The organism is Pseudomonas sp. microsymbiont 2 (assembly GCF_054788395.1).
Genome location: NZ_CM139112.1, coordinates 4,852,562 through 4,878,802, shown reverse-complemented (window position 1 = coordinate 4,878,802; position 26,241 = coordinate 4,852,562). Strand labels below are relative to the sequence as shown.

Below are 26,241 nucleotides of genomic sequence, written 5' to 3'. Positions count from 1 at the left end.
TTTAGAATCTGGCGCGATCCCTGTGGGAGCGGGCTTGTCGGGACGCCGAACCGCCGCGAACACGGGCGAAGCCCGTGCCATCCACCACGGTGTCGGCCTCGCGGGCAAACCCGCTTCCACAGGACACTGTGCAGTGCCTGTGGAAGCGGGCTTGCGGATCAGAACACGTTCAGCGGGTAATCCACGATCACGCGGAATTCGTCGTTGTCCGCCGCGTCCGAGTACGCCGCGTTGGCCCGGTGCGTGGCATAGCGCAGCAGCACCGACAGGTCCTTGAGCTGGCCTTCCTGGAACACGTACTTCAGGTCGAAGTCGCGCTCCCAGTGCCGGGCGTTCTGGCCCTCGGGATTGTAGAAATCATAGAACTGGGTGTCCTGGCTGGCCTTGGTCAGGTCGGCCTTGCCGCGCGAATACGACAGCGACGAGGTCAGGCCCGGCACGCCGAGGCCGGCGAAGTCGTAGTCGTACTGCAGCTTCCACGAGCGCTCGTTCGGCGCGTTGAAGTCCGAGTACATGCGCGAGTTGTCCAGGTAGATGCTGTCACCCAGGTTGATGTAGTCGAACGGCGTGTTGCCGTTGACCCGCTGGTAGGCGGCGGTGACGCTGTGGTAACCGGCGGCCACGGTGAAGTGCACGCTCCAGGTGTTGTTGTCGATGCTGCCCAGCTTCGATTCGCCGGTGTCCTGGGTGTGATAGAAGTGCACGCCCGGATTGAGGCTGACCAGGTCGTTGACCGCGTAGGTGTAGTCGAAGTCGGCGTAGTACTGGTTCCAGATGTCCTTGAGCTCGGCGGCATAGACATTGGCGGTGATGTTCTCGGTACCGCTCCAGGAAGCGCCAGCCCAGCTCAGGTTCTGGCTGTCCTGGTCCGGTGTCTGGTTGCTGTAGTAGGTGTTGATGCGGCGATGGCCGCTCTGGTTGTACGGCTTGGTGAAACTGACCTTGCCGCCTTCGAGCATCAGCCCGTCGATGCTGTTGTTGGTCACCGCGAAGCCACGGAAGGTCTGCGGCAGCATGCGTGTCTCGCCACCGGCGATCACCGGGTTGGTGAGGAACAGGTCACCGGCCTTGAGCTCGGTGTCGAAGCCCTTGAGCTTGATCGCGCCGCCGGCGGTGGAGAACGAGTGCGGCGCCGCGCCCTGGCTGCCATCGTCCTTGACGTGGTTCGGCAGGATCGAGGTTCCGGCGTGGCCGGCTCCGCCGTCCAGCTTCAGGCCGACCATGGCGTGGGCGTCCAGACCGAAGCCGATCACGCCCGGGGTGTAGCCGGACTCGAAGCGCGCCACGGCCCCTTGGCCCCATTCGCGCTTGTCGTTGTTGTCGTGGTTCTTCTCGTTGCGGTTGAAGTAGGCGTTGCGAAAATGCAGGTTCAGCGTGGAACCTTCGATGAAGCCATCAGCCTGGTCTTCATCGGCCTGTGCGGCGACGGGCATCGTTGCGGCCAATGCAACGAACAGCGGGGTGAAACGAAACGCGAAAGGCACCGGTACAAACTCCTTTGGTCAAGCGGTGGGGCAGTTTTTATTGTCGTGTCTGCAAGTTTCTTATTAGAGACGTAACAGCCTGGCTGATATTTTCGACACATAAAAAAAGCCGCTGATGGGCAGCGGCTTTGAAAGGCTAACATATCGTCACGGGCAGTGCCCATGGTGTAGCCAAGGGAAAACTGAGAAACGCGAGGCGCCGATCAACTGTCGGCATTGCCGTCGCTGGAAACCTTGGAAGCAGTCTGCTGTACGTCTTTCACCGTATCGCTGCGTTGCCCGGCATAGGCTTCGCGAGCCTCCTGATGCACGGCGGAGAGTTCGGCGTTACGGGCGACGAAGGCCGGGGATTCTTCTGCCATGGCCAGGGGCGACAACAACAGGGAAGACAGGACGAAGACGCTGGCAATACCCATACTGTTGGACATTTGATGCAACCTTCTTGCGATGCAAGTGTGAGTGGAGACAGGGCTAAAGTTAGTCCTGTCGACACCGGCGAAACAGAGCCTGTTCGGATAAGCACTCTTGCGCAAAAGGTAATGATTGCCGCGCAAATCCTCAGACTTTTACCGCAAACCCTTGTAGTTGAGCGCTTGGCAGGCTGATGCCGAAGGTGTTGGCACCGGCCTCGCTATGCACGAAGACACTGCCGCCATGCATCAGGGCGATGGCCTTGACGATCGCCAGCCCCAATCCGTGGTTGCCCGTGCCACTGTTGGTGCGGGCCGCGTCCACCCGATAGAAACGCTCGAACAGCAGTGGCAGGTGCTCTTCGGCGATCGCCGGCCCCGGGTTGCTCACGGCGATGCTGACCTGTTCCGCATCCGCCTCGATGCGCACCCGGATCACCTGCTGCGGCGCGGTGTGCTGCACGGCGTTGTTCAGCAGGTTGATCAGCGCCCGGCGCAGTTGGGCCTTTTCGATGCGCGCCTGGGCGTCGCCGCTGACGCTGACGCTGACCTGGGCGTCCTCGAGGATGTAGTCGAGGTAGTCCAGGGTGGTGGCCACTTCCTCGGCCAGCGAGGCGTGGCTCAGGGCCGTGGCCTTGCTGCCCTGGTCGGCGCTGGCCAGGAACAGCATGTCGTTGATGATGCTGCGCAGGCGCTCCAGTTCCTCGAGGTTCGATTGCAGCACTTCGAAGTAGTGCTCGGCGCTGCGGCCACGGGTCAGCGCGACCTGGGTCTGGCCGATCAGGTTGGTCAGCGGCGAGCGCAGTTCGTGGGCGACGTCGGCATTGAACGCTTCGAGCTGTGTATAGGCCTGGCTGACCCGGTCGAGGGCAGCGTTGAAGGCGCCGGCGAACTGCGCCAGCTCCGGCGGCAGGTCGTGGGTCTGCAGGCGCCCGTCCAGGCGTGGCGGGGCGAGGGTCTGGGCTTCGTCGGAGAGCGCTTGCAGCGGTTTGAGGCCGATGCGCGCGACCCAGTAGCTGAGCAGCGAGGCCAGCAGCACGCCCAGCACGGCCAGGCCGACGATGGCCACCAGCAGGCTGTGCTGGGCCTGCCAGAAGGTTTCGGTGTCGATGCCGATCAGAAAGCGCAGCGGCGGGCGGCTGCCGAGGGCCGGCAGTTCGCTGACCAGTACCTTGTAGGGGTAGGGGCTTGCGGCCAGGCGCAGCTCACGCATGCCCTGCGCGCCGTTGGCGAAGGCGCGGATCTGTTCGCTTGGCTTCCCGTATTCGAAGGCCGGGTCGCCACTCACCACCCAGAAGCGGATGCGCCGGTCTTCCTCGCCCAGCAGGTTGAGCTTGTTGTTGATCTTGGCCCAGTGCTCGGCGGTGCCGTAGCGGTTGAGGGTGGACTCGAGCACGCTGAAGCGCGCGTCCAGTTCGGCCTCGGGCAGCAGGTCGAGACTGCGGTCGACCTGGCGGTACAGGGCGCTGCCGATCAGCACGAACACGGCCAGGGCGACCAGGGTGAACAGGGCCGAGAGGCGTAGGGCGATCGAGTTGCCGGGTTTTCTACGCAAAAGGTTCATGGGCGACTACCCCAGGGGGCTGCCTTGCGGCCCTTTCGCGACACAAGGCCGCTCCCACAGGGGACCGCGATCCTCTGTAGGAGCGGCCTTGTGTCGCGAACGGGGCGCGCAGCGCCCCCCGGGTTAGCCACGGCTTTCCAGGACATAGCCCATGCCTCGGATGGTGTGCAGCAGCTTGTTGTCGAACGGCCCGTCGAGCTTGGCGCGCAGGCGCTTGATGGCCACTTCGACGACATTGGCGTCGCTGTCGAAATTGATGTCCCAGACCAGCTCGGCGATGGCGGTCTTGGACAGGATCTCGCCCTGGCGCCTGGCGAGCACGCTGAGCAGCGAGAACTCCTTGGCGGTCAGGTCCAGGCGTGCTCCGGCGCGGGTGGCCTTGCGCGCCATCAGGTCGATCCACAGGTCGGCCACCTGGATCTGCAACGGCTCGTGAATGGCGCTGCGCCGGGTCAGGGCCTGCAGGCGGGCGACCAGTTCGAGGAACGAGAACGGCTTGCCCAGGTAATCGTCGGCGCCTTCGCGCAGGCCGTGGATGCGATCCTCGACCCGCTCGCGGGCGGTGAGCATGATCACCGGCGTCTGTTTGCGGGCCCGCAGCGCGCGCAGCACGCCGTAGCCGTCCAGGCCGGGGAGCATCACGTCGAGCACGATCACCGCGTAGTCGCCCTCCAGGGCCAGGTGCAGCCCGTCGATGCCGTCCCGTGCCAGGTCGACGGTGAAACCCTGCTCGGTGAGGCCGCGATGCAGGTAGTCGGCGGTTTTCTCTTCGTCTTCGATGATCAGCACACGCATGGTCTTTTCTCAGCTGGCGGTCGGCGCTGGCACGGCGGTGGCCCGACGGCGGTGGAACAGACGCTCCAGCGCCAAGTATATGACCGGTGTGGTGAACAGCGTCAGGGCCTGGCTCACCAGCAGGCCGCCGACCACCGCGATGCCCAGTGGCTGGCGCAGCTCGGCGCCGGTGCCGAAGCCGATCATCAGCGGCACTGCGCCGAGCAGCGCGGCCAGGGTGGTCATGATGATCGGGCGAAAGCGTACCAGGCAGGCCTGGTGGATCGCCTGTTCGGGGGACATGCCGTGGTGGCGCTGGGCCTCGAGGGCGAAGTCGATGAGCAGGATGCCGTTCTTCTTGACGATACCGATCAGCAGCACCACGCCGATCAGCCCCATGATGGTGAAGTCCTGGCCCATGGCCCAGAGCATGAACAGCGCGCCGAGGCCCGCCGACGGCAGCGTCGAGATGATGGTCAGTGGATGCACGAAGCTCTCGTAGAGCACGCCAAGGATGATGTACACCGCCACCAGCGCGGCGAGGATCAGGTACGGCTGGCTCGCCAGCGAGCTCTGGAACGCCTGCGCCGCGCCCTGGAAACTGCCGGCGATGGAATCGGGCATGCCCAGCTCGCGCTGGGTGCGCTCGAGGATCTGCACCGCGTCGCCCAGGGCCACGCCGGGGGCGAGGTTGAACGACAGGTTGGCGGCCGGGAACAGGCCGTCATGGCTGATCGACAGCGGGCCGGTGCCGGGTGCGGCGACGTGGGCCAGCGCCGACAGCGGGACCATCTCGCCGGACAGCGGCGAGCGCAGGTAGAAGTAGTTGAGGCTTTCGGCCTTGCCGCGTTGGCGCGCGTCCAGCTCGAGGATGACCTTGTACTGGTTGGTCTCGGTCTGGAACTCGCTGATCTGCCGCTGGCCGAAGGCATCGTAGAGGGCCTGGTCGACGTCGGTGGTGGTCAGGCCGAAGCGCGCCGCGGCCTGGCGGTCGATCTCGATATGGGTGACGCTGGCGCCCAGTTGCAGGTCGTTGGACAGGTCGCGCAACGCCGGGCTCTCGCGCAGGCGCTCGGTCAGGCGCTGGGTCCACAGGTTCAGGGCCGCGCCATCGTTGCTCTTGAGCACGTACTGGTACTGGGTGCGCGTGGGGCCGGAGCTGAGGTTGATGTCCTGGCCGGCGCGCATGTACAGGACGATGCCGGGGACCTGGGCCAGTTGCGGGCGCATGCGGTCGATCCACTGGCTGACCGAGACATCGCGATCACCGCGCGGTTTGAGGGAAATCCAGAAGCGGCCGTTGGCGATGGTCTGGTTGCTGCCGGTGACGCCGACCGAATGGGAGAAGGCGCGCACCGCCGGGTCGGCGCCGACGATCTTCGCCAGGGCCTGGTGTTTCTCGATCATCGATGAATAGGAGACATCCGCCGCGGCCTCGGTGGTACCGAGGATGAAACCGGTGTCCTGCATCGGGAAGAAACCCTTGGGAATGGCGACGTAGCCGGCGATCGTCAGTGCCAGGGTGACGCCGAACACGCCCAGGGTGATGCGCTGGTGGGCCAACGCCCGGTCCAGGCCCTTCTCGTACCAGCGCACCAGGCGTTGGCCAAGGCCACCATGCTGCTCCTCGGGCGGACGACGCATGCACAGCGCGGCGAGGGTTGGCGCCAAGGTCAGCGACACCACCACCGAAATCAGGATGGTGGCGGTGGCGGTCAGGGCGAACTCCTTGAACAGCCGGCCGACCACGCCGCCCATGAACAGCAGCGGAATGAACGCGGCGATCAGCGAGAAACTGATGGAAACCACGGTGAAGCCAATCTCGCCGGCGCCCTTGAGCGCCGCGGTGCGGCTGTCGTCGCCCGCTTCCAGGTGACGATGGATGTTCTCCACCACGACGATGGCGTCGTCGACCACGAACCCCACGGCGATGACGATGGCCACCAGGGTGAGGTTGTTGAGGCTGAAGCCGAAGACGTACATCAGGGCGCAGGTGGCAATCAGCGAAACGCCGAGCACGCTGGAGACGATGAAGGTCGCCGACCACTGGCGCAGGAACAGCGCCATGACGCCGATCACCAGGACCACGGCGATGATCAGCGTCAGCTCCACCTCGTGCAGCGAGGCGCGGATGGTCTGGGTGCGGTCGTTGAGCACCGACACCTCGACCGACGCCGGGAGCATCTCTTGCAGGCGCGGCAGGGCCTCCATCATGCGGTCCACGGTGTCGACGATGTTCGCCCCCGGCTGGCGGAAGATCACCAGGTTCAGCGCCGGCTTGTCGCCGGACCAGGCCTTGGCATAGGCGTTCTCGGCGTCGTAGATCACCTTGGCGACGTCGGACAGGTGTACCGGGGCGCCGTTGCGGTAGCTGACGATCAGCCTGGCGTAGTCATCGGCGTGGAACAGCTGGTCGTTGGCGGCGATGGTCGAGACGCTGTGCTCGCCGTACAGCGCGCCCTTGGCCAGGTTCAGGCTGGTCTGCTGCACGGCCTGGCGGATGTCGGCCAGGGTCAGGCCGATGGCGGCGAGCTTTTCTGGCTGGGCCTGCACGCGGATCGCCGGGCGCAGCTGGCCGGTGATGTTGATCAGGCCCACGCCTTCGATCTGGCTGAGCTGGCGGGCCAGCAGGGTTTCGGCGTAGTCGCTCAGTTCGTTGCCGGGCATCTGCGTCGAGCTGACCGTCAGCACCAGCACCGGGCTGTCGGCCGGGTTGACCTTGCGCCAGGTCGGCGGGCTGGGCATGTCCTGGGGCAGGCGAGCGGTGGCGGTGTTGATCGCCGCCTGCACTTCCTGGGCGGCGGTGTCGATGTTCTTGTCGAGGGTGAATTGCAGGATCAGGTTGGTCGAGCCCAGGGCGCTGCTGCTGGTCATCTGGGTCATGCCGGGGATGGCGCTGAACTGCACTTCCAATGGCGTGGCGACCGAGGACGCCATGGTTTCCGGGCTGGCGCCGGGCAGCTGGGCGGTGACCTGGATGGTCGGAAAGTCGGCTTCGGGCAGTGGCGCTACCGGCAGGCGCGGGAAGGCGATGGCACCCAGCAGCACCAGGGCGAAGGTCAGCAGCAGGGTGGCGATGGGGTGGTCGATGCACCAGGCCGAGACGCCGTTGCGGGTGTTCATGGCTGGCTCCTGCGCTCGGCGATCTCGGCGGCGGCGGGGGCATCCGGGGTGACTTCGATGGTCGAGCCGGGCTTGAGCCGCGACTGGCCATCGAGTACCAGGCGGTCGCCGGCCTTGACCCCGGCGATGATGTTCAGCGTGCTGTCCTGGTACACCACCTTGACCGGCACGGCGCTGACCTTGTCGCCGTCCAGGCGGTAGACGAAGTGGCCATCGAGGCCGCGCTGCACCACCGGTGGCGGCACCACCAGGGCGTTCTCGTCGACGGCGGTGCGCAGGCGCACGGTGACCAGTTGGCCGGGCCACAGGCGCCCGTGCTTGTTGTCGAATTCGGCCTTGACCCGCACCGTGCCGGTATTGGCCGAGACCTGGTTGTCGATCAGCGTCAGGTGACCCTTGTCGAGCAGGCTGCGCTCGCCGTCGGCATCCATGTAGGCCTCGACTTCGGCGGGCGTGGCGGATTCAAGCAGGCCTTGCAGCACCGGGAGTTGCTGCTGGGGCAGGGCGAATTCCACGGCGATCGGGTCGATCTGGGTGACGCTGAACAGGCTTTGCGTGTCGCTGGTGCGCACCAGGTTGCCGGGGTCGACGTTGCGGATGCCGACGCGGCCGGTCACCGGCGAGCGGATCTGCGTGTAGCTCAGTTGCACGGCGGCATTGTCGATCGCCGCCTGGTTGCCCTTGATCGTCGCCTGCAGCTGATTGACCAGCGCCTGCTGTTGGTCGAGGGTCTGCTTCGACACGCCATCGTCGGTGCTGAGCAATTGGTAGCGCCTGAGGTTGACGTTGCCCACTTGCAGTTGCGCCTGGGTCTGGGCGAGCTGGGCGCGGGCCTGGTCGAGACTGGCGCGGATGGCCCGGTCGTCGAGGGTGGCCAGCAGGTCGCCTTCCTTCACCCACTGGCCTTCCTTGACCAGCACCTGGGTGAGCACGCCCTCGACCTGGGGGCGGACCTCGACGCTGTGCAGCGACAGCACCGAGCCGATCGCGCTGAGGTAGCGTGGCACGTCCTGCTGGGCCACGGCCACCACGCGTACCGGCACGGCACTGCTGGGGCGGTTGGCCGGGGCCTGCTGGCGCAGGCTCAGCCAGGCGCCGACGCCCGCCAGTAGAACCAGGGCCAGGGCTGCGAGAACGAGGGGGCGGGTTGGACGTCGCATCGTGGCGGGCACCTTGGCCGGAGGGCGGGGAAACGGGTCTGGGTAGTGACTGGTTATAGCGCGCCGACCGGGTCGCCAGCGTGACGCCTGGCTGTCACGGCTGTCAGTTTCGGCTCGCTGATGGCCAATTGCCAATATGCTGTCGTGGATCAATGTTTCGCCGGCCATTGGCCCTAGTGTCCTGTCTCGGAAATAAGCTGTTCACTTTTGGCGGCGTCTTGGGCGCCCGGCCGGCGTTGCCACTCCTCGCCATAGCCCTGCTATGACTCGTCGCGGCGCCTTGGCCGAGCACCCAAGCCACTCGCCAAAAGAGAACGTATTTCCGAGACAGGACACTAGAGTCGTACGCCCTGCCGATCTCCCGTACAACAACGAGAGCCTCCGATGAAGCGCAACATGCCCATTACCGGTCGCGAAGTGGATTACCCCGGCGACGCCAACATCCTGTCCACCACTGACCTGGACAGCCGCATCACCTATGCCAACGACGACTTCATGCGGATCAGCGGATTTTCCCGCGAGGAGCTGCTGGGCAACGCCCATCACATGGTCCGCCACCCGGACATGCCGTCCCAGACCTTCGCCCAGATGTGGCAAACGCTCAAGGCCGGGCGCTCGTGGATGGGGCTGGTGAAGAATCGCTGCAAGAACGGCGACCACTACTGGGTGAGCGCCTTCGTCTCGCCGATCAGCAATGGCGGGCAGGTGCTGGAGTACCAGTCGGTGCGGACCCGGCCCGGGGCCGAGCAGGTCGCGGCGGCCGAGCGTTGCTATGCGCGCCTGCGCGAAGGCCGGCGTAGCTGGTTCGAGCGTGTGCCGGTGCTGGGGCTGGGAGCGCGCTTGTCGCTGGCGGTGGGGGGCGTGCTGGCATTGGTGCTGGGGGGCGGGCAGTGGTGGCTGGGGGCGCCGTTGCTGGCGTCGCTGGTCGAAGTGCTGCTTGCCGTGGGGCTGAGCAGCCTGGCGATCCTGGCGTTGCTGCGCCCCTACGAGCGGCTGCGCCGACAGGCCCAGGCGATCGCCGACAATCCGCTCAGCCAGCAGTTGTATACCGGCCGGCGTGACGGCCTGGGACAGATCGAGTTCGCCATGCGCATGCTCAAGGCGCAGTTGGGCGCGGTGGTCGGTCGCATCGGCGACACCTCGTCGCGCCTGGCCGGGCATTCCGGGTCGCTGGTCGAAGCCTTGCACAGCAGCCATGCCAACAGCCTGGAGCAGCAGAGCGAAGCCGACCAGGTGGCCACGGCGATCCACCAGATGAGCGCCAGCGTGGCCCAGGTGGCGAGCAGCGCGCAGATGGCCGCCATGGCCGCCGACCAGGCCGAGGACGAGACCCAGTCCGGCCATCGACTGGTCGATCGCAACCGCTGCGCGATCCAGGACCTGGCCGGCTCGCTGGTCGAAGCCAGCGAGGTGATCCAGCAGTTGGAGAGCCACAGCAGCGAGATCTCCGGGGTGCTCGACGTGATTCGTGGCATCGCCGAACAGACCAATCTGCTGGCGCTCAATGCCGCCATCGAAGCGGCGCGGGCGGGTGACCAGGGGCGTGGTTTCGCGGTGGTCGCCGATGAAGTGCGCGGCCTGGCCCAGCGCACCGCGCAGTCCACCCACGATATCCAGCGCATGATCGGCGCGTTGCAGCAAGGTGCGCGGGCGGCGGTGCAGGTGATGCAGCAGAGCAGCGCCCATGCCGGGCACAGTGTCGAGCAGGCGCAACTGGCCAGTGACGCGCTGGACAGCATCAGCGTGCGGGTCAACCAGATCAACGAGATGAGTTTGCAGATCGCCGCGGCGGTGGAGCAGCAGAGCCAGGTCAGCGAGAGCATCAACCGCAACATCAGCAGCATTCGCCAGGCCAGCGAGGCGACGGTCAGCGTCGGCCAGCGCAGCCACAGCAGCGCCAGCGATGTGGCCGACCTGGCCAAGGACCTGCGGCGGCTGGCGGATGAGTTCTGGCGGCGGTGTCAGTGATTGGGTTGTCAGTACTGGCCCTATCGCGGGGCAAGCCCGCTCCCACAATAGTGGCCTCGAAGCCAGGAGTGTTGAGGGCCAGGGCGTGGGAGCGGGCTTGCCCCGCGATTGGATCTATCTAGAAACCGATGAACGCGTAGTAGACCGGCGCTTCGCCCGTCACCTGCAGGCGATGATCCTGTAGCTCGGTCGCAAGCGCCTCGTCCTGCACATGCACCACCCACGGCCCATCGACGGCTGTTGGCGCCTGTTCCAGCACCGCAGCAAACGCCGCCATGTCCGGCAACCACGCGGTAAACCCGTTGCCCTTCAGCGCACTGGTGGTCATCCCCAGCGCCTGACAGATCGCCACCTTGGCCGCGATATCGTCGCGGTCGGCCTGGCGCGAGGCTTCGATCAGCATCCGCAGTTCCTCGTCCACCGGCAGGCTGCCATGAATCAGCACCGGCCCCTGTTCCCAGGCTTCGCTTGGGCAGTCCTTGTTCTCTGGCCGCAACGGCAGGTGAGGGTTGATCTCCGCCGGGTAGATGCGACAGACCAGTGGCCGGCTTTCATAGATGCCGCACAGGTCGTTGTCATCGAGGTTGCGGCAGCGCCCCGGATTGAATGCGGCGAAGGTCACCGATACGCGCAGTTGGCCCGCGCCGCAGGCCACCGGGTGCGAGCGGCGCAGCACGTGATCGCGTTGATCTGCGGGCATGCCTGGCCCATCGCTGACGAAGCCTTCGATCAGCACCACCACCTGGCCGCCGGAACCGGCCCATTGGCCAGCCTCGGCGAGCGTCAGGGGGACATGGTGGCCGGTACAGCATTTGCCGCAGCCGGTGCAGGCGAATCGGATATCGCCGTTCATCTCCGGTCTTCGGCCCACTGCGTGACGAAGGCGTGCTGCTGGCGCTGGTCGCTCCAGGCCTGGGGCGAAGAGGCCCGGACGGTCAGCGCGGTCGGCACGCCAAGCAGGAGCAGGGTAGGGCGATTCATGGCATTGTCCACGTGCAAAACGGGGATTATGCCTTTGCCGTGGGTTCGTGCAAACGGGCATGCGCCGCACCTTGCCGACCGCTATTTCGAGCCTCGGTGCCTGCCCAGCCGCGGCAGCAGCATGCCGACGCGTTGCTGATAGTGCTGGTACGTCGTGCCGAAAACCTGCAGCAAGTCCCGTTCTTCGAGCCGTGTGCCGATGACGATGTAGGTCGAGCAGGCCAGCGCGAAGAGCAGGTGGCCGACACTCATGTCGGGCGTCGCCCAGAACAGGATCAGAAAGCCCAGGTACAGCGGATGACGCACCAGCTTGTAGAAGAATGGCGTGCGAAATGTTTCCACAGGCGCAGACCTGGGGCGAAAGCCATCGATGGCTTGCTTGATGCCGAACAGTTCGAAGTGGCTGAGCAGAAACGTCGCCAGCAGGACGATGAGCCAGCCTAGCCAATAGAGCGCGATCAGGGCCGTGCGGGCCAGCGGTGACTCGACCTGCCACACCGGATCGGCAATAGGCTGCCACAGGGCCAGCAGCAGGATCAGCGCCAGGCTGCTGAACAGGACGTAGGTCGCGCGTTCGATCTGCGCGGGACGAAGGCCCGCTGCTTGCGCTTGTAGCCTTGCCTGGCCATCACGCTGTGCTGGAGGGCGAACAGCGTGATCAGCACGAGGTCGATGGCCAGGGCGCTCAGCCACGGGCCTTGCTCGCCGCTATCGATGTGTTTGGGCACGAGGGTTCGCGACAGGAACCCCATCAGGTACAGCAGCGACAGCACGCACAGGGCATAGCTGAAACAACTGAAGAGCAGGCATGACAGGTTGAACGCGAGCGAGCGGGACGCTTGCTCGGGGCTGGGGGCGGTGTTCATGATCAGATCCTTTGAACATGAGCGTGGCCGCGACGGGCGGCCGACCGAAGGCGGTTGCGTCACAAATCCCATAAAGGCGGCGCTTCGACAACTGGCAGACATGACAGGTCAGGGCGCCGCTCGTCTCAGTGTTCGGCGAATATCACCGCCCGTGCCGCCACCACCAGGCAGTCGGTCAGCTCCGGCGAGGAGAACTTGGTCAGGATCGCGTTGGCGCCCGCCGTCTTGGCCTTCTCGCCACTCATGGTGCTGTCCAGCGAGGCGTGCAGGAGGATGTACAGACGCTGGAAGTCCGGGGTAGGCGGTGGGAAAGTGCAGCCATCCTTCGGATTCTTGACTTATATATTGTTATTGCGGAATCAAGGCACCGTAATAGGCACGGCTTCTGGCTGCGGCATCCTCTCGCTCTCTGATGCTATTGGCTTTGTTTCTGTGAGTTCGGTAGAACTGATGGCCAAGGCCACCTTGAAGCCCCATGTTCCCTGCAAGGGAGTTGATACGTTCAAATGACGACTGGCTCATTACTGACTGAGCAACAGGTGTTGAGAAGCGTGCGTATGCCATGCGCTTTTTAGTGATCTGAATTTCACCCCATAGGCCATTGGGGGTAGGTATGACGGCGTTGATTCCGCTATATCCTAGGGGGTCTTCTTGAGCATTAATGGATTTATATCTTCCACCCATGCTTTCAATATCTTGAAGCAATAAGGGTATCTTGCTTTTTTTTGAAATCAGCGAGTTTCTGACTATGTCTTTGAGTCTGGTAGGATCGCCATTGTACTTTTCAATGGTTTTCTCTAGGGCTCTCTCCATAGTCTTCTGGGGGGCGGGTAGCCATGTCGCTCCATGCGCTTGTCCTAGTTTTTGCGCAACGTTATCAATAAAGGTATTTGCCTCCGGTGCCTTTTGGAACATCGTATTCATAATTTCCTGGTTTGCCTTGGTCAAACTGTTATGTATGGGGGCATGTCCGCTGGGGTCTGAATAATTGATTGGGTTGTTGCCGCTGAATGCGTATGCGTTTAATCCGCCATTGCCGAAGGGACTCCAACTATCGGGGCTATTGAAACGCATCTGTGGCGGATTGGCGGCTCGGTATCCGTTTCCTAGCAAGTAATGCCCGGTAGACGATTCGCGTGGGGCACCATGGAACCAAAGGTGATGGCGGCCTTGCTTGGGAGTATGGCCAAATGGAGTGTAGGTAATGTGGCAGGTGGCGTCGTCACTCAAGCTGATAATTATCGAGTTTGCGCTATCAATTGCCAACAATATTATTGAGGGTGGTATCAGAGATTGGGTTCGCATAGTGTCTACCATTTGTCCGGCCTCTACACCATCATCAAAAAGTAACCTCTCCCTTGCAACTGGCAAAAATACCAGTTGCATATTAAACCGACCTTGCTGCTTTCAGCGCTCCTCGAACACCACCGCCCGCGCCGCCGTCACCAGGCAGTTGGTCAGCTCCGGCGAGGAGAACTTGGTCAGGATCGCATTGGCCCCCGCCAGCTTGGCCTTGTCGCCGCTCATCGCGCTGTCCAGCGAGGTGTGCAGCAGGATGTACAGGTGCTGGAAGTCCGGGGTTTCACGCAAGGTGCGGGTGAAGGCGAAGCCATCCATCTCGGACATCTCGATGTCGGAGACGATGATGTTGATCTCCCTGTCGGTGCCTTGCAGCTCCAGCAAAACGTTGATCGCATCCTTGGCGCTGCGCGCGGTATGGCACTCGATGCCGAGGTTACGCAGGGTGTGCACCGACTGCTGCAGCGCGACCTGGCTGTCGTCCACCACCAGGATATTGGCGGCGGCCAGCAGGCTTGCGTCTTCCTCGCTGACTTCGCCGGGGTGCGGTTCGTGCGGCGGCGGCGCGATGCCGTGGATGACCTTTTCGATATCCAGCACCTGTACCAGGGTGTTGTCGACCCGGGTCACGCCGGTGATGAACGAGCGATTGCCCGAACCATAAGGGGGCGGTTTGATGTCGGTGCTCAGGCAATGGACGATGCGGCTCACCGCCTGCACATGCAGGCCCTGGCGCGAGCGGCTGATCTCGGTGACGATCAGGCAGCCGCCATCGGGGTCGGCCAGGGGCATTTCGCCGATGGCGCGGGACAGGTCGATCACCGACAGCGAGTTGCCGCGCAGGGTGGCGACGCCTTTGACGTGCGGGTGGGCCTCCGGCAGCTTGGTCAGCGGCGGGCAGGGGATGATCTCGCTGACCTTGAGCAGGTTGATTGCCATCAGCTTGCCGCTGCGCAGGGTGAACAGCAGCAGGGACAGCGAATCCGCGCGGGCTTTTTGCGTGGCCATTGGGCAACCTTCGGTTCGAAATGGGAGGATGCCGGGTTATCGGCTTTCGGGCGCCGGGCTTTAGCTTAGTTTGCTATTGGCGATCCATCGCGGGGCAAGCCCGCTCCCACGCTGTTTACCCTGCCTGCTTGACCCGCCTGCGTAGGAGCGGGCTTGCCCCGCGATGACGTCCTCAGCGCAGCCCCAGCCGCTTGGCCAACCGGCTCAGATTGGCCCGGTCCAGCCCTAGCTCCCGTGCCGCGGCAGCCCAGTTGTCCCCGTGACGCGCCAGGCACGCTTCGACGATCTGTCGTTGATAGTCATCCACCGCCTCGCGCAGGCCGCTCTCGGGCAGCGGCGCATCGGCGGGAGGTGTCTCGGTCTCGACATGGACGATGGGCGCCATGGTGCGCAGATCAAGGTCAGCCGCCTCCAGTGTGAGAATCTTAGGCCGTTGCCCATGCTGCCCCAGCGCCTTGAGCGCCGAACGACCGATCAGGTGTTCCAGCTCGCGCACATTGCCCGGCCAGGCGTAGGCCAGCAGCGCAGCCTGGGCGTCGGTTGACAGGCGCAGGCTGCCCAGACCGAGTCGGGAGCGGTTTTGCTCGAGGAAGTAACCGGCCAGCAGCAGCACATCGCGACCGCGCTCGCGCAATGGCGGGACCTGCAGCGGATACACGCTCAGGCGGTGATAGAAGTCGGCGCGGAAGTTGCCGCTGCGCACTTCTTCGGCCAGGTTGCGGTTGGTGGCGGCGATCAGGCGCACATCCACCAGGTGCTCGCGATCGGAACCCAGTCGCTGCAACTGGCCGCTTTGCAGCACCCGCAGCAGCTTGGCCTGCACCGCCAGCGGCAGCTCGCCGACTTCGTCGAGGAACAGCGTGCCGCCATTGGCCAGCTCGAACTTGCCACGACGCTCGCCGTGGGCGCCGGTAAAGGCACCGCGCACATGGCCGAACAACTCGCTCTCCACCAGTGTGTCGGGCAGGGCGGCACAGTTGAGGCTGATCAACGGCTTGTCGGCGCGATGGCTGGCGCGGTGCAGGGCCTGGGCCACCAGCTCCTTGCCGACGCCGGTCTCGCCGGTGATCAGCACGGTCAGGTCGCTGCCACCGACCAGGCGGATTTCCTCGACCAGGCGTTTGTGCGCCGTGCTCTGGCCGATCAGCTCCCGGTCCTGGCCGCTGGCCTGGCGATACAATTCGGCGCGCTGGTGTTCATCCTCGGCGCGCAGGGCCAGGTGCTCGATGCGTTCGGCCACGGTGACGGTGGCGGCAGCCAGGCTGGCGAACGCCTGCAGGGCGTCCAGTTCCAGGCTCTGGAACTGACCGGGGCTGAGGGCATCGAGGGTCAGCAGGCCCCAGGGGCGTTCGTCGACCATCAATGGGCAGCCCATGCAGTCATGCACTTCGAGATCGACGTGCTGGGCATTGACCAGGCCGTCGTAGGGGTCGGGCAGCGGGCTGTCGCTGGCGAAGCGAGTCGGCCGTGGGCTGCTCAGCAAGATCTCGAAGCGCGGATGTTCGCTGACCCGGAAGCGTCGGCCCAGGGTATCGGGCGAAAGTCCGTCGACCGCCAGCGGCACCAGCCATTCGCCATCGAGCCGCAGCAGTGCGGCGGCGTCGCACGGCAGCAGGCCGCGCATGGCCTCCAGTAGCCGGCGATAGCGCTCCTGGTCGGGCAGGTCGCAGGACAGGTCGCTGACCAGGGGGAGCAGGGCGGTGAGCAGGGGCTTTGCAGTCATATGGACTCCTGTTGGTCGGATTGACTATACGCTTGAGTGTGTCGTTTTGACAGCGACTGGCTCAAGCCCCTGATTTCATGGGGTTTTGAAGTTGGCACGATTGCTGAAATAGCGAAGGCAACCATTCGAAGCCAAAGGCTCAGGAGTTGTCGCAATGCTCAATGCCGAACAACGTGCAATCATCAAGGCCACCGTCCCCCTGCTGGAAAGCGGCGGCGAGGCCCTGACCACCCATTTCTACAAATTGATGCTCAGCGAGTACCCCGAGGTGCGCCCGCTGTTCAATCAGGCCCACCAGGCCAGCGGCGACCAGCCGCGTGCCCTGGCCAATGGCGTGCTGATGTATGCCCGCCACATCGACCGGCTCGAGCAGCTCGGTGGCCTGGTCGGTCAGATCATCAACAAGCATGTGGCCCTGCAGATTCTCCCCGAGCACTACCCGATCGTCGGCAGCTGCCTGCTGCGCGCTATCGAGGAAGTGTTGGGCAAGGACATCGCCACGCCGGAAGTCATCGCTGCCTGGGCCGCGGCCTACGGCCAGCTGGCCGACATCCTCATCGGCGCGGAAGAGAACCTCTATAAAGAGAAGGAGCAGGCCGCCGGCGGCTGGCGCGGTAGCCGTGAATTCCGCCTGGCGCGCCGCGAGCAGGAAAGCCGCGAGATCGTCTCGTTCTACTTCGCCCCGGTCGATGGCAAGCCGGTGCTCAAGGCCGAGCCGGGCCAGTACATCGGTCTGCAGCTGTTCATCGATGGCCAGGAGCTGCGTCGCAACTACTCGTTGTCGGCCCTGTGCGACGGCGAGCAGTACCGCATCAGCGTCAAGCGCGAAGCGGGGGGCAAGGTCTCCAACTACCTGCATGACGGGTTGATGGTCGGCGATACCCTGCAACTGTTCCCGCCGTCCGGCGACTTCACCCTGGTGGCCAGTGACAAGCCGCTGGTGCTGATCAGTGGCGGCGTGGGCATCACTCCGACCTTGGCCATGCTCGAGGCGGCGCTCGAGACCGAGCGCGCGGTGCACTTCATCCATTGCGCGCGCAATGGCGCGGTACATGCCTTCGGTGACTGGGTCGATGATCTGGCCGCGAAGCACCCGCAGCTCAAGCGCTTCTATTGCTACGCCGAGGACGATGGCAGCCGCAAAGCCGACGCCGTGGGCCTGCTGGATCAGGCACTGCTGGGCGAGTGGTTGCCGCGAGAGCGGGACATCGATGCCTACTTCCTCGGCCCGAAGGGCTTCATGGCCGCGATCAAGCGCCAGCTCAAGGGCTTGGGCGTGCCGGAAGGGCAGAGCCGTTACGAGTTCTTCGGGCCGGCGGCGGCTTTGCAGTGAAACGCTGAGCCCATCGCGGGGCAAGCCCGCTCCCACGCTGAGCCAGGTGGTGCTGGCGTGGGAGCGGGCTTGCCCCGCGATTCATCCCAATCGCTGCGGTTCGGCGTTCTGTCGGGCCGGCAGCACCCGGATGCTCCCGGCCGTGGGTAATCGAGAACGAAACGGACGATGACATTCGGCGCTATCGGCGTGGCCGAGCGCCGAACCGCAGCGATTGGGCCTACCACCCTTCTCTATATAGAAAGAGATGAACGCGGCTACACCTGCGTTCATCTTTAATCCTCCTTTAATCACTGTATCCTTCACTCCTGAGTGTCGAGGGGCTTGGCCCTGTCCGGCGCTCGGGCTGCCGTGTTTTTCATCCGCGGCAGTTGAACCGAAACCGACCCGCTCGGTCCTAGGTCATCAATGGATAGCCGCGCACGCCCCCTCGATGCATTCACAGGTCATCTCCAGCGTGTAGACTTGGCGCCCCCGGGCAGCCAGCGCTGCCACTCTCCATCGAAGGAACCGGCAATGAACGAACTCACATCGCGCCTGAATCGGGAACGGCGCTTTCTGGTGCTTCTCGGCGTGATCTGCCTGGCGTTGATCGGCGGCGCGCTGTACATGCAGGTGGTGCTGGGCGAGGCGCCGTGCCCGCTGTGCATCCTGCAGCGCTATGCCTTGCTGTTCATCGCGGTCTTCGCCTTCATCGCCGCCGCTATGCCGGGGCGCAAGAGCCTGACCTTCTTCGAGGCATTGGTGGTGCTCAGCGCCATCGGCGGGATCGTTGCGGCCGGCAACCATGTGTATATACTCGCCAACCCGATGGTCAGCTGCGGCATCGACACGCTCCAGCCCATCGTCGACGACCTGCCCCTGGCCAAGCTCTGGCCGCTGGCGTTCCAGGTCGACGGTTTCTGCTCCACGCCGTACCCGCCGATCCTTGGCCTGTCCCTCGCCCAGTGGGCCCTGGTGGCGTTCGTGCTGACGGCGATCCTGGTGCCGCTGGGCATCTACCGCAACCGTCGTCGCGCTTAGACCAAAGTCCCGAGTTGACCCAGGTCTGTTGCGCGGCGAGATAAGTCGGAAATCTTTCCCCGCAGTTGATCCAGGTCAGGCTTTAGCCCTTGCGCAGCAAGGGTTTCAGGGCTATCAAGCGGGGTGCGACAAACTGTCGCGAAGTTGATTTTTTGAGCAGCATTGTTACGCATTCTGTAAAAGACTGTTGCTCAATAAGTCATAGTCAAGGTCTATCGACCTATCTACAATCGCCCCCAATTTCCGTTCGGCACTGCTTGCGAGTCGCAGGATTGATGGAAGCCGCAGCGCTTTCCATTTGCTGACTTCGACAAGTTTCGCCCAACGGCGATACCGGGCGGACCCCCCTCCGCGTTTTCCCGCACCAAATGGACTTGGTCTGAAGTACAGGCCTGTTGCCTACGAAACCATAAGCACCGCTAACACGCTTGACGCCAAGGTCCTGCAGTCGGACCCCGGGCAGGAGCGAGTACGGGCGCGAATTGCCGCACTTGGCAGGACGAAGTGTTGGCTACCAAAACACAAATTGCATTGAAGCAAGCTGATCTAGAGGTCGTGAGATGAGTAAAAAGCGTTACCCCAGACTGTTTGGCATATTGCCCTTTTTAGGCATGCTTTTACTCAGTGGGTGCAACTGGACCCTGCTCGATCCGAAGGGCCAGGTCGGCATTGAGCAAAAGAACCTGATCCTGATCGCCACCGGCCTGATGCTGCTGGTGGTCGTGCCCGTGATCATCATGACCCTGGCGTTCGCCTGGAAGTACCGTGCTTCCAACAAGGCCGCCACCTACACCCCCGACTGGTCGCACTCGACCAAGATCGAAGCCGCGGTGTGGATCATCCCGATCCTGATCATCATTGCCCTGGGCTACGTCACCTACCACTCCACCCACAAGCTGGACCCGTACCGTCCGCTGGATTCCGATGTGAAGCCGGTGCAGATCGACGTGGTCGCGCTGGACTGGAAATGGCTGTTCATCTACCCGGAGCAGGGCATCGCCACGGTCAACAAGATCGTCTTCCCGGCTAACACCCCGGTCAACTTCCGCGTTACCTCCGATGCCGTGATGAACTCCTTCTTCATCCCGGGTCTGGGCGGCCAGATCTACGCCATGGCTGGCATGACCACCAAACTGCACCTGATCGCCAACGAGAACGGTGTGTTCGACGGTATCTCCGCCAACTACAGCGGCGCCGGCTTCACCGGTATGAAATTCAAGGCTGTCGCCACTTCGCAAGCCGACTTCGATGCATGGGTCGCTGAAGTGAAGGCATCGCCGAAGAAACTGGACAAGGCCGAATACGACGCCTTGGCCAAACCAAGCGAAAACAACCCGGTCGAGCTGTATAGCGAGGCGCCGGCTGACCAGTTCCAGCGCATCGTCGACAAGTACGAAGGCATGAACCGCGGTCGTCCGAGCCACGAAGAAGCAGGCAGCAAAGATCTGGCCACAACCAAGGGTGTGGAATCGAGTATGCAACCAGCTGCCGGTGCAGAGGAGTAAGAGATGTTCGGTAAATTAAGCCTGGAGGCGATACCCTATCACGAGCCGATAGTCATGGTGACGCTTGCCATGATCGCGCTCGGTGGTATCGCCGTCGTTGGTGCCATCACCTATTTCCGCAAGTGGACCTACTTGTGGACCGAGTGGCTGACCACGGTCGACCACAAGAAAATCGGCGTGATGTACATCATCGTCGCTATGATCATGCTGCTGCGCGGCTTCGCCGACGCCATCATGATGCGTACCCAGCTGGCCGCCGCCACCGGTGGCTCCGAAGGCTACCTGCCGCCTGAACACTATGACCAGATCTTCACCGCCCACGGTGTGATCATGATCATCTTCATGGCGATGCCGTTCTTCACCGGCCTGATGAACCTCGCGGTTCCGCTGCAGATCGGTGCGCGTGACGTTGCCTTCCCGTTCCTGAACTCCCTGAGCTTCTACCTGCTGCTGGCAGGCGTGCTGCTGGTCAACATCTCGCTGGGCGTTGGCGAATTCGCCAAGACCGGCTGGGTTGCCTATCCGCCGCTCGCGGGTATCCAGTACAGCCCTGGGGTGGGTGTCGACTACTACATCTGGGCGCTACAGCTATCCGGATTGGGTACGACGCTTACCGGCGTGAACTTCCTCGTCACCGTGATGAAGATGCGCGCCCCTGGCATGAAGCTGATGGACATGCCGATCTTCACCTGGACCTGCACCTGGGCCAACGTGCTGATCGTCGCTTCCTTCCCGATCCTGACCGCCGCACTCGCCCTGCTGACCGTTGACCGTTATCTGGACTTCCACATCTTCACCAACGAGCTTGGTGGGAACCCGATGATGTACGTCAACCTGTTCTGGGCGTGGGGTCACCCTGAGGTCTACATCCTGATCCTGCCGGCCTTCGGCGTGTTCTCGGAAGTCACCTCGACCTTCGCGGGCAAGCGCCTGTTCGGTCACCACTCGATGATCTACGCCTCGGGCGCGATCGCCATCCTTGGCTTCGCGGTCTGGCTGCACCACTTCTTCACCATGGGTGCCGGCGCCAGCGTCAACACCTTCTTCGGCCTGGCGACGATGCTGATCTCCATTCCGACCGGTGTGAAGCTGTTCAACTGGCTGTTCACCATCTACCAGGGCCGTCTGCGCTTCACCGCGCCGATCATGTGGACCCTGGGCTTCATGGTCACCTTCTCCATCGGTGGCATGACCGGCGTCCTGCTGGCTGTTCCAGGTGCCGACTTCGTTCTGCACAACAGCCTGTTCGTGATCGCCCACTTCCACAACGTGATCATCGGTGGCGCGGTATTTGGCTACATCGCCGGCTTCGCCTTCTGGTTCCCGAAAGCCTTCGGTTTCACCCTGAACGAGAAGTGGGGCAAGGCTGCCTTCTGGTTCTGGATCTCCGGCTTCTACGTAGCGTTCATGCCGCTGTACGCCCTGGGCTTCATGGGCATGACCCGTCGTCTGAACCACTCCGACAACCCGCTGTGGGAACCCTACCTGTACGTAGCCGTGGTCGGCGCCGTGCTGATCCTGTTCGGTATCGCTTGCCAGCTGATCCAGATCTACGTCTCGGTTCGCGACCGCAAGGACAACATGGACGTCACTGGCGATCCATGGGGCGGCCGTACCCTGGAATGGTCGACTTCGTCGCCACCTCCGTTCTACAACTTCGCTCACATGCCTGAGAAAGTTGGCCTGGACGCCTGGCACGAAGCCAAGGAAGCCGGTGTCGCCTACAAGGCGCCTGCCAAGTACGAAGCGATCCACATGCCGAGCAACACTGCTACCGGCCTGTTCATGGGTCTGTTCCTGACCGTGTTCGGCTTCGCCTTCATCTGGCACATCTGGTGGCTGGTGGGCGCGAGCCTGGTTGCGACCATCGCTGTCTTCGTTCGCCACGCCGCGCGTGACGACCAGGGCTACATGGTTCCGGCCGAAGAAGTGGCGCGCATCGAAGGCGAGCGCATGAAAGCGCTGGCCCAAGCAGGTGCTCTGCCTGCCGGCGCACGTGTCGAATCGTTTGAACGGGTGTAATCAATGTCCAGTCAAGTAATCCACGGTGGCGCGCATGGCCATGACCATGCGCACGATGACCACCACCACGACTCGGGCCAGATGACCGTACTCGGTTTCTGGCTGTACCTGATGACCGACTGCATCCTGTTTGCGTCGCTCTTCGCCACCTACGCGGTGCTGTCCGGCGGTTTCGCCGGCGGCCCGTCGGGTCATGACATCTTCCAGCTCGACTTCGTGCTGGTCGAAACCGCGTTCCTGCTGCTGTCCTCGATCACCTTCGGCTTCGCCATGCTGAAGATGTTCGACGGCAAGAAAGCCGGCGTGCTGGGCTGGCTGGCCGTGACCTTCGTGTTCGGCGCGGCCTTCATCGCGATGGAAATCTATGAGTTCCATCACCTGATCGCCGAGGGCTACGGCCCGCAGCGCAGCGGCTTCCTGTCGGCGTTCTTCGCGCTGGTCGGTACCCACGGTCTGCACGTGACTGCCGGTCTGATCTGGATGGCGATCATGATGTATCAGATCAACAAGCACGGCATCACGCCGACCGCCAAGACCCGCATGAGCTGCCTGAGCCTGTTCTGGCACTTCCTGGACGTGGTCTGGATCTGCGTGTTCACCGTCGTCTACCTGCTGGGGGTTCTGTAATGGCTAGCGCACACGACACTCATCACGAGGGTAACCACGGTAGCGTGAAGTCGTACATGATCGGCTTCGTGCTCTCGATCATCCTGACCGCGATCCCGTTCGGCCTGGTGATGTTCCCGACCCTGCCGAAGAACCTGACCGTCCTGATCGTGGTGGCCATGGCCGTCATCCAGGTGGTGGTACACCTCGTGTACTTCCTGCACATGGACCGCTCGAAAGAGCAGCGCTCCAACGTGTCGACGTTCCTGTTCACCGTGCTGGTCATCGCACTGCTGGTCGGCCTGTCGCTGTGGATCATGTTCAGCATCCACTTCGAAATGATGGCCAAGTGAGGTAAGACTGCATGTCCGTTAAGCACCTTATCCAAATCACCAAACCGGGGATCATTTTCGGTAACGTGCTTTCCGTGGCAGGCGGTTTCTTCCTTGCCTCGAAGGGCCATGTGGATTTCGCCCTGTTCCTGGCGGTGGTGATCGGTACGTCCCTGGTGGTCGCGTCCGGATGCGTGTTCAACAACTGCATCGACCGCGACATCGACCAGAAGATGGAGCGCACCAAGAACCGCGTCATGGTCCAGGGCGGCATGTCGCTGCCCTTCGCGCTGCTTTACGCCACCCTGCTCGGGGTGGCGGGTTTCAGCCTGCTGTATGTCCAGGCCAACCCGCTGGCGGCGCTCTGCGCCCTGGTCGGCTTCATCGTCTACGTCGGTTTCTACAGCCTGTGGCTGAAGCGCAAATCGGTGCACGGCACCCTGGTCGGCAGCCTGTCCGGTGCCATGCCTCCGGTGATCGGCTACTGCGCCGTGAGCAACAGCTTCGACCTGGCCGCGGTGACCTTGCTGGTGATGTTCAGCCTGTGGCAGATGCCGCACAGCTTCGCCATCGCGATCTTCCGCTTCAAGGACTACAGCGCCGCCAACATTCCGGTACTGCCGGTGGCGCGCGGTATCCTCGCGGCGAAGAAGCAGATCGTGCTGTACGTGCTGGCTTTCGTCCTGGCGACCCTGATGCTGACCCTCGGCGGCTACGCCGGCCTGGGTTACCTCGCCGTGGCGGCCGCCATGGGCCTGTACTGGCTGTACATGGCCTGGGGTGGCTACAAGGCCGAGGACGACAGCAAGTGGGCACGCAAGGTGTTCGGCTTCTCCATCCTCACCGTCACCGCCCTGAGCGTGATGATGTCGGTGGACAGCCAGACCGCGGCCGATGTGCTGATGACCTACGCACGCTGATACCGCTACCTGTTGCAAGAAAAGCCCCGGCCTTGTGCCGGGGTTTTTTTATGCCTGTTCTCCTGTGCCGGCCTTTTCGCGGGTAAACCCGCTCCCACAGGGATCGCGCCAACCCTGTGGGAGCGGGTTTACCCGCGAAAAGGCCGGCCCTGAAAACATAAATCTTTGATTTTCAAAAAATACATCTGAAATATTTAATAAAAACAGGAAATTATCTTTTGCATTAATCGTGTTTCGGCACTATCTTCTGATTCAGGCCGTCACAGCGGCCAGCGTCGCTCGGACGGTTCCGGGCGCTTACGTCTCCAGAGGAAAGCATGGCCAACCCAGGTTCGCCGCGCCGCTTCGCGCGCATCGATCGTCTCCCCCCGTACGTTTTCAATATCACCGCCGAACTCAAGATGGCCGCCCGCCGCCGTGGCGAGGACATCATCGACCTGAGCATGGGCAACCCCGATGGCGCCACGCCGCCGCACATCGTCGAGAAGCTGGTGCAGGTCGCCCAGCGTGAAGACACCCATGGTTACTCCACCTCGCGCGGCATCCCGCGCCTGCGCCGGGCCATCTCGAACTGGTACAAGGAACGCTACGAGGTCGAGATCGACCCAGAAAGCGAAGCCATCGTCACCATTGGCTCGAAAGAGGGCCTGGCGCATCTGATGCTCGGTACCCTCGATCACGGCGACACGGTGCTGGTGCCCAACCCCAGCTACCCGATCCACATCTACGGCGCGGTGATCGCCGGCGCCCAGGTCCGGTCGGTGCCGCTGGTGCCGGGGGTGGACTTCTTCAACGAGCTGGAACGCGCGATCCGCGAGTCGATCCCCAAGCCGAAGATGATGATCCTCGGTTTCCCGTCCAACCCGACCGCGCAGTGCGTCGAGCTGGATTTCTTCGAACGCGTGGTGGCGTTGGCCAAGCAGTACGATGTGCTGGTGGTGCATGACCTGGCCTACGCCGACATCGTCTACGACGGCTGGAAGGCGCCGTCGATCATGCAGGTGCCGGGGGCCAAGGACATCGCGGTGGAGTTCTTCACCTTGTCCAAGAGCTACAACATGGCCGGCTGGCGTATCGGCTTCATGGTCGGCAACCCCGAGCTGGTCAGCGCCCTGGCGCGGATCAAGAGCTACCACGACTATGGCACCTTCACCCCCTTGCAGGTCGCGGCCATCGCCGCGCTGGAAGGAGACCAGCAGTGCGTGCGCGACATCGCCGAGCAATATCGCCAGCGCCGCAACCTGCTGGTCAAGGGCCTGCACGAGCTGGGCTGGATGGTCGAGAACCCCAAGGCGTCGATGTATGTCTGGGCGAAGATCCCCGAGCAGTACGCGCACCTGGGTTCGTTGGAGTTTTCCAAGAAGCTGCTGGCCGAAGCCAAGGTCTGCGTGTCTCCAGGCATCGGCTTTGGCGACTATGGCGATGACCATGTGCGCTTCGCCCTGATCGAGAACCAGGACCGTATCCGCCAGGCCATTCGCGGTATCCGCCAGATGTTCCGGGCCGATGGGCTGACCGGCAAGTAAGCAGGACCTGGCCAATCGCGGGGCAAGCCCGCTCCCACGTGCAGGCGTGGGAGCGGGCTTGCCCCGCGATGCTTTTGCGCCGATCAGCGGCGATCTTTTTTTGCTTCCCCCCTCTTCTCAGCCGTTCGCGCCTGGATTACAAATAGCGCCGCGGGCGCTCGCCCGGATAACAACAACCTCCCTTCCTGGCCATCATGTCCGAACAGAATCCTTGCCTGACCTGCGGCGCCTGCTGCGGCTACTTTCGTGTGTCTTTCTTCTGGGGTGAGTGCCAGTCCGCCGGCGGCCTGGTGCCCGACGATCTGGTGGTGCAGATCAACCCGACCCGTGTCGCCATGATCGGCACCGACGCCAAGCCCTGCCGTTGCGTCAGCCTGGGCGGCGAGATCGGCACGCAAGTGGCGTGCTCCATCTACGAGAACCGCTCCAGCCCATGCCGCGAGTTCGAGGCGTCGTGGGAAAACGGTGTGCACAACCCCAGTTGCGATGATGCCCGCGCGGCCTACGGCCTGCCGCCGCTGACGCCACCTGGCGCCAACGAACCCCACTGGCCGGACGATGGGGCGGAGGTCGCCTGACGCTGGCGCTCCATGGGCACAAAACAGAGCCTGTGG

23 protein-coding genes and 2 pseudogenes are annotated in these 26,241 nt (G+C 63.4%); 11 read left to right on the top strand and 14 right to left on the bottom strand.

All coding sequences use genetic code 11. The features are described 5' to 3' along the window. Positions 1 to 158: 158 nt before the first annotated feature. The 6 genes from ACYUME_RS21995 to ACYUME_RS21970 all read right to left on the bottom strand — a co-directional run bounded on the left by ACYUME_RS21995 (position 159) and on the right by ACYUME_RS21970 (position 8,515). Positions 159 to 1,484 carry an OprD family porin gene (locus ACYUME_RS21995; RefSeq protein ID WP_460416863.1) on the bottom strand — a complete coding sequence of 442 codons (1,326 nt, stop codon included), beginning with the start codon at positions 1,482 to 1,484 and terminating at the stop codon, positions 159 to 161. Positions 1,485 to 1,687: 203 nt separating this feature from the next. Next, entirely contained in the window at positions 1,688 to 1,912 is a 225-nt protein-coding gene (locus tag ACYUME_RS21990; protein ID WP_460416862.1) for a hypothetical protein, read from the bottom strand. A gap of 130 nt (positions 1,913 to 2,042) precedes the next feature. Beyond that, positions 2,043 to 3,458, bottom strand: coding sequence for a heavy metal sensor histidine kinase (locus tag ACYUME_RS21985; RefSeq protein WP_460416860.1), 1,416 nt, complete (start codon positions 3,456 to 3,458; stop codon positions 2,043 to 2,045). A gap of 123 nt (positions 3,459 to 3,581) precedes the next feature. Beyond that, positions 3,582 to 4,253 (bottom strand): heavy metal response regulator transcription factor, encoded by a 672-nt coding sequence (locus ACYUME_RS21980; RefSeq protein WP_279880674.1) that lies wholly within the window; start codon positions 4,251 to 4,253, stop codon positions 3,582 to 3,584. A gap of 9 nt (positions 4,254 to 4,262) precedes the next feature. Beyond that, complete coding sequence (locus ACYUME_RS21975) at positions 4,263 to 7,355, bottom strand: multidrug efflux RND transporter permease subunit (RefSeq protein ID WP_460416858.1); 3,093 nt, start codon at positions 7,353 to 7,355, stop codon at positions 4,263 to 4,265. Further along, positions 7,352 to 8,515, bottom strand: a complete 1,164-nt coding sequence (locus tag ACYUME_RS21970; protein ID WP_279880670.1) for an efflux RND transporter periplasmic adaptor subunit — start codon at positions 8,513 to 8,515, stop codon at positions 7,352 to 7,354. Before ACYUME_RS21970 ends, ACYUME_RS21975 begins: the two co-directional genes overlap by 4 nt. A gap of 384 nt (positions 8,516 to 8,899) precedes the next feature. Here ACYUME_RS21970 and ACYUME_RS21965 point away from each other — a divergent pair. Both ACYUME_RS21965 and ACYUME_RS21960 read left to right on the top strand, forming a co-directional pair. After that, positions 8,900 to 9,181: pseudogene (locus tag ACYUME_RS21965) on the top strand (PAS domain-containing protein); the annotation flags it as partial. Between the two features lie 420 nt (positions 9,182 to 9,601). Further along, positions 9,602 to 10,483 carry a methyl-accepting chemotaxis protein gene (locus tag ACYUME_RS21960; RefSeq protein WP_460419422.1) on the top strand — a complete coding sequence of 294 codons (882 nt, stop codon included), beginning with the start codon at positions 9,602 to 9,604 and terminating at the stop codon, positions 10,481 to 10,483. 118 nt (positions 10,484 to 10,601) lie between these two features. On the opposite strand, the gene ACYUME_RS21955 is transcribed toward ACYUME_RS21960, so the two are convergent. The 8 genes and pseudogenes from ACYUME_RS21955 to norR form a co-directional block, all read right to left on the bottom strand. Continuing rightward, positions 10,602 to 11,336 (bottom strand): YkgJ family cysteine cluster protein, encoded by a 735-nt coding sequence (locus tag ACYUME_RS21955; protein ID WP_460416855.1) that lies wholly within the window; start codon positions 11,334 to 11,336, stop codon positions 10,602 to 10,604. After that, on the bottom strand, positions 11,333 to 11,464 hold the full coding sequence (locus ACYUME_RS21950) for a hypothetical protein (RefSeq protein ID WP_460416853.1): 132 nt from the start codon (positions 11,462 to 11,464) through the stop codon (positions 11,333 to 11,335). Before ACYUME_RS21950 ends, ACYUME_RS21955 begins: the two co-directional genes overlap by 4 nt. Before the next feature lie 81 nt (positions 11,465 to 11,545). Then, a complete protein-coding gene (locus tag ACYUME_RS21945) occupies positions 11,546 to 11,962 on the bottom strand; it encodes a methyltransferase family protein (RefSeq protein WP_460416852.1) in 417 nt (138 codons plus the stop codon). A 38-nt stretch (positions 11,963 to 12,000) separates the two neighbouring features. Further along, the gene (locus ACYUME_RS21940; RefSeq protein ID WP_460416850.1) at positions 12,001 to 12,330 is read right to left on the bottom strand and encodes a hypothetical protein; all 330 of its coding nucleotides are present in this window, start codon (positions 12,328 to 12,330) and stop codon (positions 12,001 to 12,003) included. Between the two features lie 125 nt (positions 12,331 to 12,455). Beyond that, a pseudogene (locus tag ACYUME_RS21935) lies at positions 12,456 to 12,629 on the bottom strand (chemotaxis protein CheV); the annotation flags it as partial. Positions 12,630 to 12,678: 49 nt separating this feature from the next. Continuing rightward, positions 12,679 to 13,716 carry an RHS repeat-associated core domain-containing protein gene (locus ACYUME_RS21930; protein WP_460416848.1) on the bottom strand — a complete coding sequence of 346 codons (1,038 nt, stop codon included), beginning with the start codon at positions 13,714 to 13,716 and terminating at the stop codon, positions 12,679 to 12,681. Between the two features lie 21 nt (positions 13,717 to 13,737). Next, positions 13,738 to 14,637 carry a chemotaxis protein gene (locus ACYUME_RS21925; protein WP_110736814.1) on the bottom strand — a complete coding sequence of 300 codons (900 nt, stop codon included), beginning with the start codon at positions 14,635 to 14,637 and terminating at the stop codon, positions 13,738 to 13,740. 172 nt (positions 14,638 to 14,809) lie between these two features. Next, complete coding sequence (gene norR / locus ACYUME_RS21920) at positions 14,810 to 16,360, bottom strand: nitric oxide reductase transcriptional regulator NorR (RefSeq protein WP_460416846.1); 1,551 nt, start codon at positions 16,358 to 16,360, stop codon at positions 14,810 to 14,812. Positions 16,361 to 16,514: 154 nt separating this feature from the next. Between norR and hmpA the strand changes: the two genes are divergently transcribed. The 9 genes from hmpA to ACYUME_RS21875 all read left to right on the top strand — a co-directional run bounded on the left by hmpA (position 16,515) and on the right by ACYUME_RS21875 (position 26,205). Next, complete coding sequence (gene hmpA, locus ACYUME_RS21915; protein WP_460416844.1) at positions 16,515 to 17,693, top strand: NO-inducible flavohemoprotein; 1,179 nt, start codon at positions 16,515 to 16,517, stop codon at positions 17,691 to 17,693. Positions 17,694 to 18,209: 516 nt separating this feature from the next. Further along, on the top strand, positions 18,210 to 18,716 hold the full coding sequence (locus ACYUME_RS21910) for a disulfide bond formation protein B (protein WP_279880658.1): 507 nt from the start codon (positions 18,210 to 18,212) through the stop codon (positions 18,714 to 18,716). A gap of 560 nt (positions 18,717 to 19,276) precedes the next feature. Next, entirely contained in the window at positions 19,277 to 20,221 is a 945-nt protein-coding gene (cyoA, locus tag ACYUME_RS21905) for a ubiquinol oxidase subunit II (protein WP_279880656.1), read from the top strand. Between the two features lie 3 nt (positions 20,222 to 20,224). Beyond that, positions 20,225 to 22,243 (top strand): cytochrome o ubiquinol oxidase subunit I, encoded by a 2,019-nt coding sequence (gene cyoB, locus ACYUME_RS21900; protein ID WP_279880654.1) that lies wholly within the window; start codon positions 20,225 to 20,227, stop codon positions 22,241 to 22,243. Between the two features lie 3 nt (positions 22,244 to 22,246). Next, entirely contained in the window at positions 22,247 to 22,870 is a 624-nt protein-coding gene (gene cyoC, locus ACYUME_RS21895; RefSeq protein WP_279807011.1) for a cytochrome o ubiquinol oxidase subunit III, read from the top strand. After that, positions 22,870 to 23,202 (top strand): cytochrome o ubiquinol oxidase subunit IV, encoded by a 333-nt coding sequence (gene cyoD, locus ACYUME_RS21890; protein WP_279880652.1) that lies wholly within the window; start codon positions 22,870 to 22,872, stop codon positions 23,200 to 23,202. The genes cyoC and cyoD overlap by 1 nt, the downstream gene beginning before the upstream one ends. An 11-nt stretch (positions 23,203 to 23,213) precedes the next feature. Continuing rightward, the gene (gene cyoE, locus ACYUME_RS21885; RefSeq protein WP_460416841.1) at positions 23,214 to 24,101 is read left to right on the top strand and encodes a heme o synthase; all 888 of its coding nucleotides are present in this window, start codon (positions 23,214 to 23,216) and stop codon (positions 24,099 to 24,101) included. 317 nt (positions 24,102 to 24,418) lie between these two features. Continuing rightward, the gene (gene alaC, locus ACYUME_RS21880; protein WP_279880646.1) at positions 24,419 to 25,627 is read left to right on the top strand and encodes an alanine transaminase; all 1,209 of its coding nucleotides are present in this window, start codon (positions 24,419 to 24,421) and stop codon (positions 25,625 to 25,627) included. Between the two features lie 194 nt (positions 25,628 to 25,821). Further along, positions 25,822 to 26,205: a YkgJ family cysteine cluster protein gene (locus ACYUME_RS21875; protein ID WP_038707396.1), complete on the top strand. Its 384-nt coding sequence runs from the start codon at positions 25,822 to 25,824 to the stop codon at positions 26,203 to 26,205. Positions 26,206 to 26,241 lie beyond the last annotated feature (36 nt).

What these genes read in the sequence shown, in the direction of transcription:
- ACYUME_RS21875 (WP_038707396.1), top strand. Translation starts at nt 25,822, where the DNA reads ATGTCCGAACAGAATCCTTGCCTGACCTGCGGCGCCTGCTGCGGCTAC.
- ACYUME_RS21940 (WP_460416850.1), bottom strand. Translation starts at nt 12,330, where the DNA reads ATGAACACCGCCCCCAGCCCCGAGCAAGCGTCCCGCTCGCTCGCGTTC.
- ACYUME_RS21955 (WP_460416855.1), bottom strand. Translation starts at nt 11,336, where the DNA reads ATGAACGGCGATATCCGATTCGCCTGCACCGGCTGCGGCAAATGCTGT.
- ACYUME_RS21910 (WP_279880658.1), top strand. Translation starts at nt 18,210, where the DNA reads ATGAACGAACTCACATCGCGCCTGAATCGGGAACGGCGCTTTCTGGTG.
- ACYUME_RS21925 (WP_110736814.1), bottom strand. Translation starts at nt 14,637, where the DNA reads ATGGCCACGCAAAAAGCCCGCGCGGATTCGCTGTCCCTGCTGCTGTTC.
- ACYUME_RS21980 (WP_279880674.1), bottom strand. Translation starts at nt 4,253, where the DNA reads ATGCGTGTGCTGATCATCGAAGACGAAGAGAAAACCGCCGACTACCTG.
- cyoA (WP_279880656.1), top strand. Translation starts at nt 19,277, where the DNA reads ATGAGTAAAAAGCGTTACCCCAGACTGTTTGGCATATTGCCCTTTTTA.
- ACYUME_RS21975 (WP_460416858.1), bottom strand. Translation starts at nt 7,355, where the DNA reads ATGAACACCCGCAACGGCGTCTCGGCCTGGTGCATCGACCACCCCATC.
- ACYUME_RS21985 (WP_460416860.1), bottom strand. Translation starts at nt 3,458, where the DNA reads ATGAACCTTTTGCGTAGAAAACCCGGCAACTCGATCGCCCTACGCCTC.
- cyoB (WP_279880654.1), top strand. Translation starts at nt 20,225, where the DNA reads ATGTTCGGTAAATTAAGCCTGGAGGCGATACCCTATCACGAGCCGATA.
- ACYUME_RS21950 (WP_460416853.1), bottom strand. Translation starts at nt 11,464, where the DNA reads ATGAATCGCCCTACCCTGCTCCTGCTTGGCGTGCCGACCGCGCTGACC.
- cyoD (WP_279880652.1), top strand. Translation starts at nt 22,870, where the DNA reads ATGGCTAGCGCACACGACACTCATCACGAGGGTAACCACGGTAGCGTG.
- cyoC (WP_279807011.1), top strand. Translation starts at nt 22,247, where the DNA reads ATGTCCAGTCAAGTAATCCACGGTGGCGCGCATGGCCATGACCATGCG.
- alaC (WP_279880646.1), top strand. Translation starts at nt 24,419, where the DNA reads ATGGCCAACCCAGGTTCGCCGCGCCGCTTCGCGCGCATCGATCGTCTC.
- ACYUME_RS21930 (WP_460416848.1), bottom strand. Translation starts at nt 13,716, where the DNA reads ATGCAACTGGTATTTTTGCCAGTTGCAAGGGAGAGGTTACTTTTTGAT.
- norR (WP_460416846.1), bottom strand. Translation starts at nt 16,360, where the DNA reads ATGACTGCAAAGCCCCTGCTCACCGCCCTGCTCCCCCTGGTCAGCGAC.
- cyoE (WP_460416841.1), top strand. Translation starts at nt 23,214, where the DNA reads ATGTCCGTTAAGCACCTTATCCAAATCACCAAACCGGGGATCATTTTC.
- hmpA (WP_460416844.1), top strand. Translation starts at nt 16,515, where the DNA reads ATGCTCAATGCCGAACAACGTGCAATCATCAAGGCCACCGTCCCCCTG.
- ACYUME_RS21970 (WP_279880670.1), bottom strand. Translation starts at nt 8,515, where the DNA reads ATGCGACGTCCAACCCGCCCCCTCGTTCTCGCAGCCCTGGCCCTGGTT.
- ACYUME_RS21960 (WP_460419422.1), top strand. Translation starts at nt 9,602, where the DNA reads ATGCGCATGCTCAAGGCGCAGTTGGGCGCGGTGGTCGGTCGCATCGGC.
- ACYUME_RS21990 (WP_460416862.1), bottom strand. Translation starts at nt 1,912, where the DNA reads ATGTCCAACAGTATGGGTATTGCCAGCGTCTTCGTCCTGTCTTCCCTG.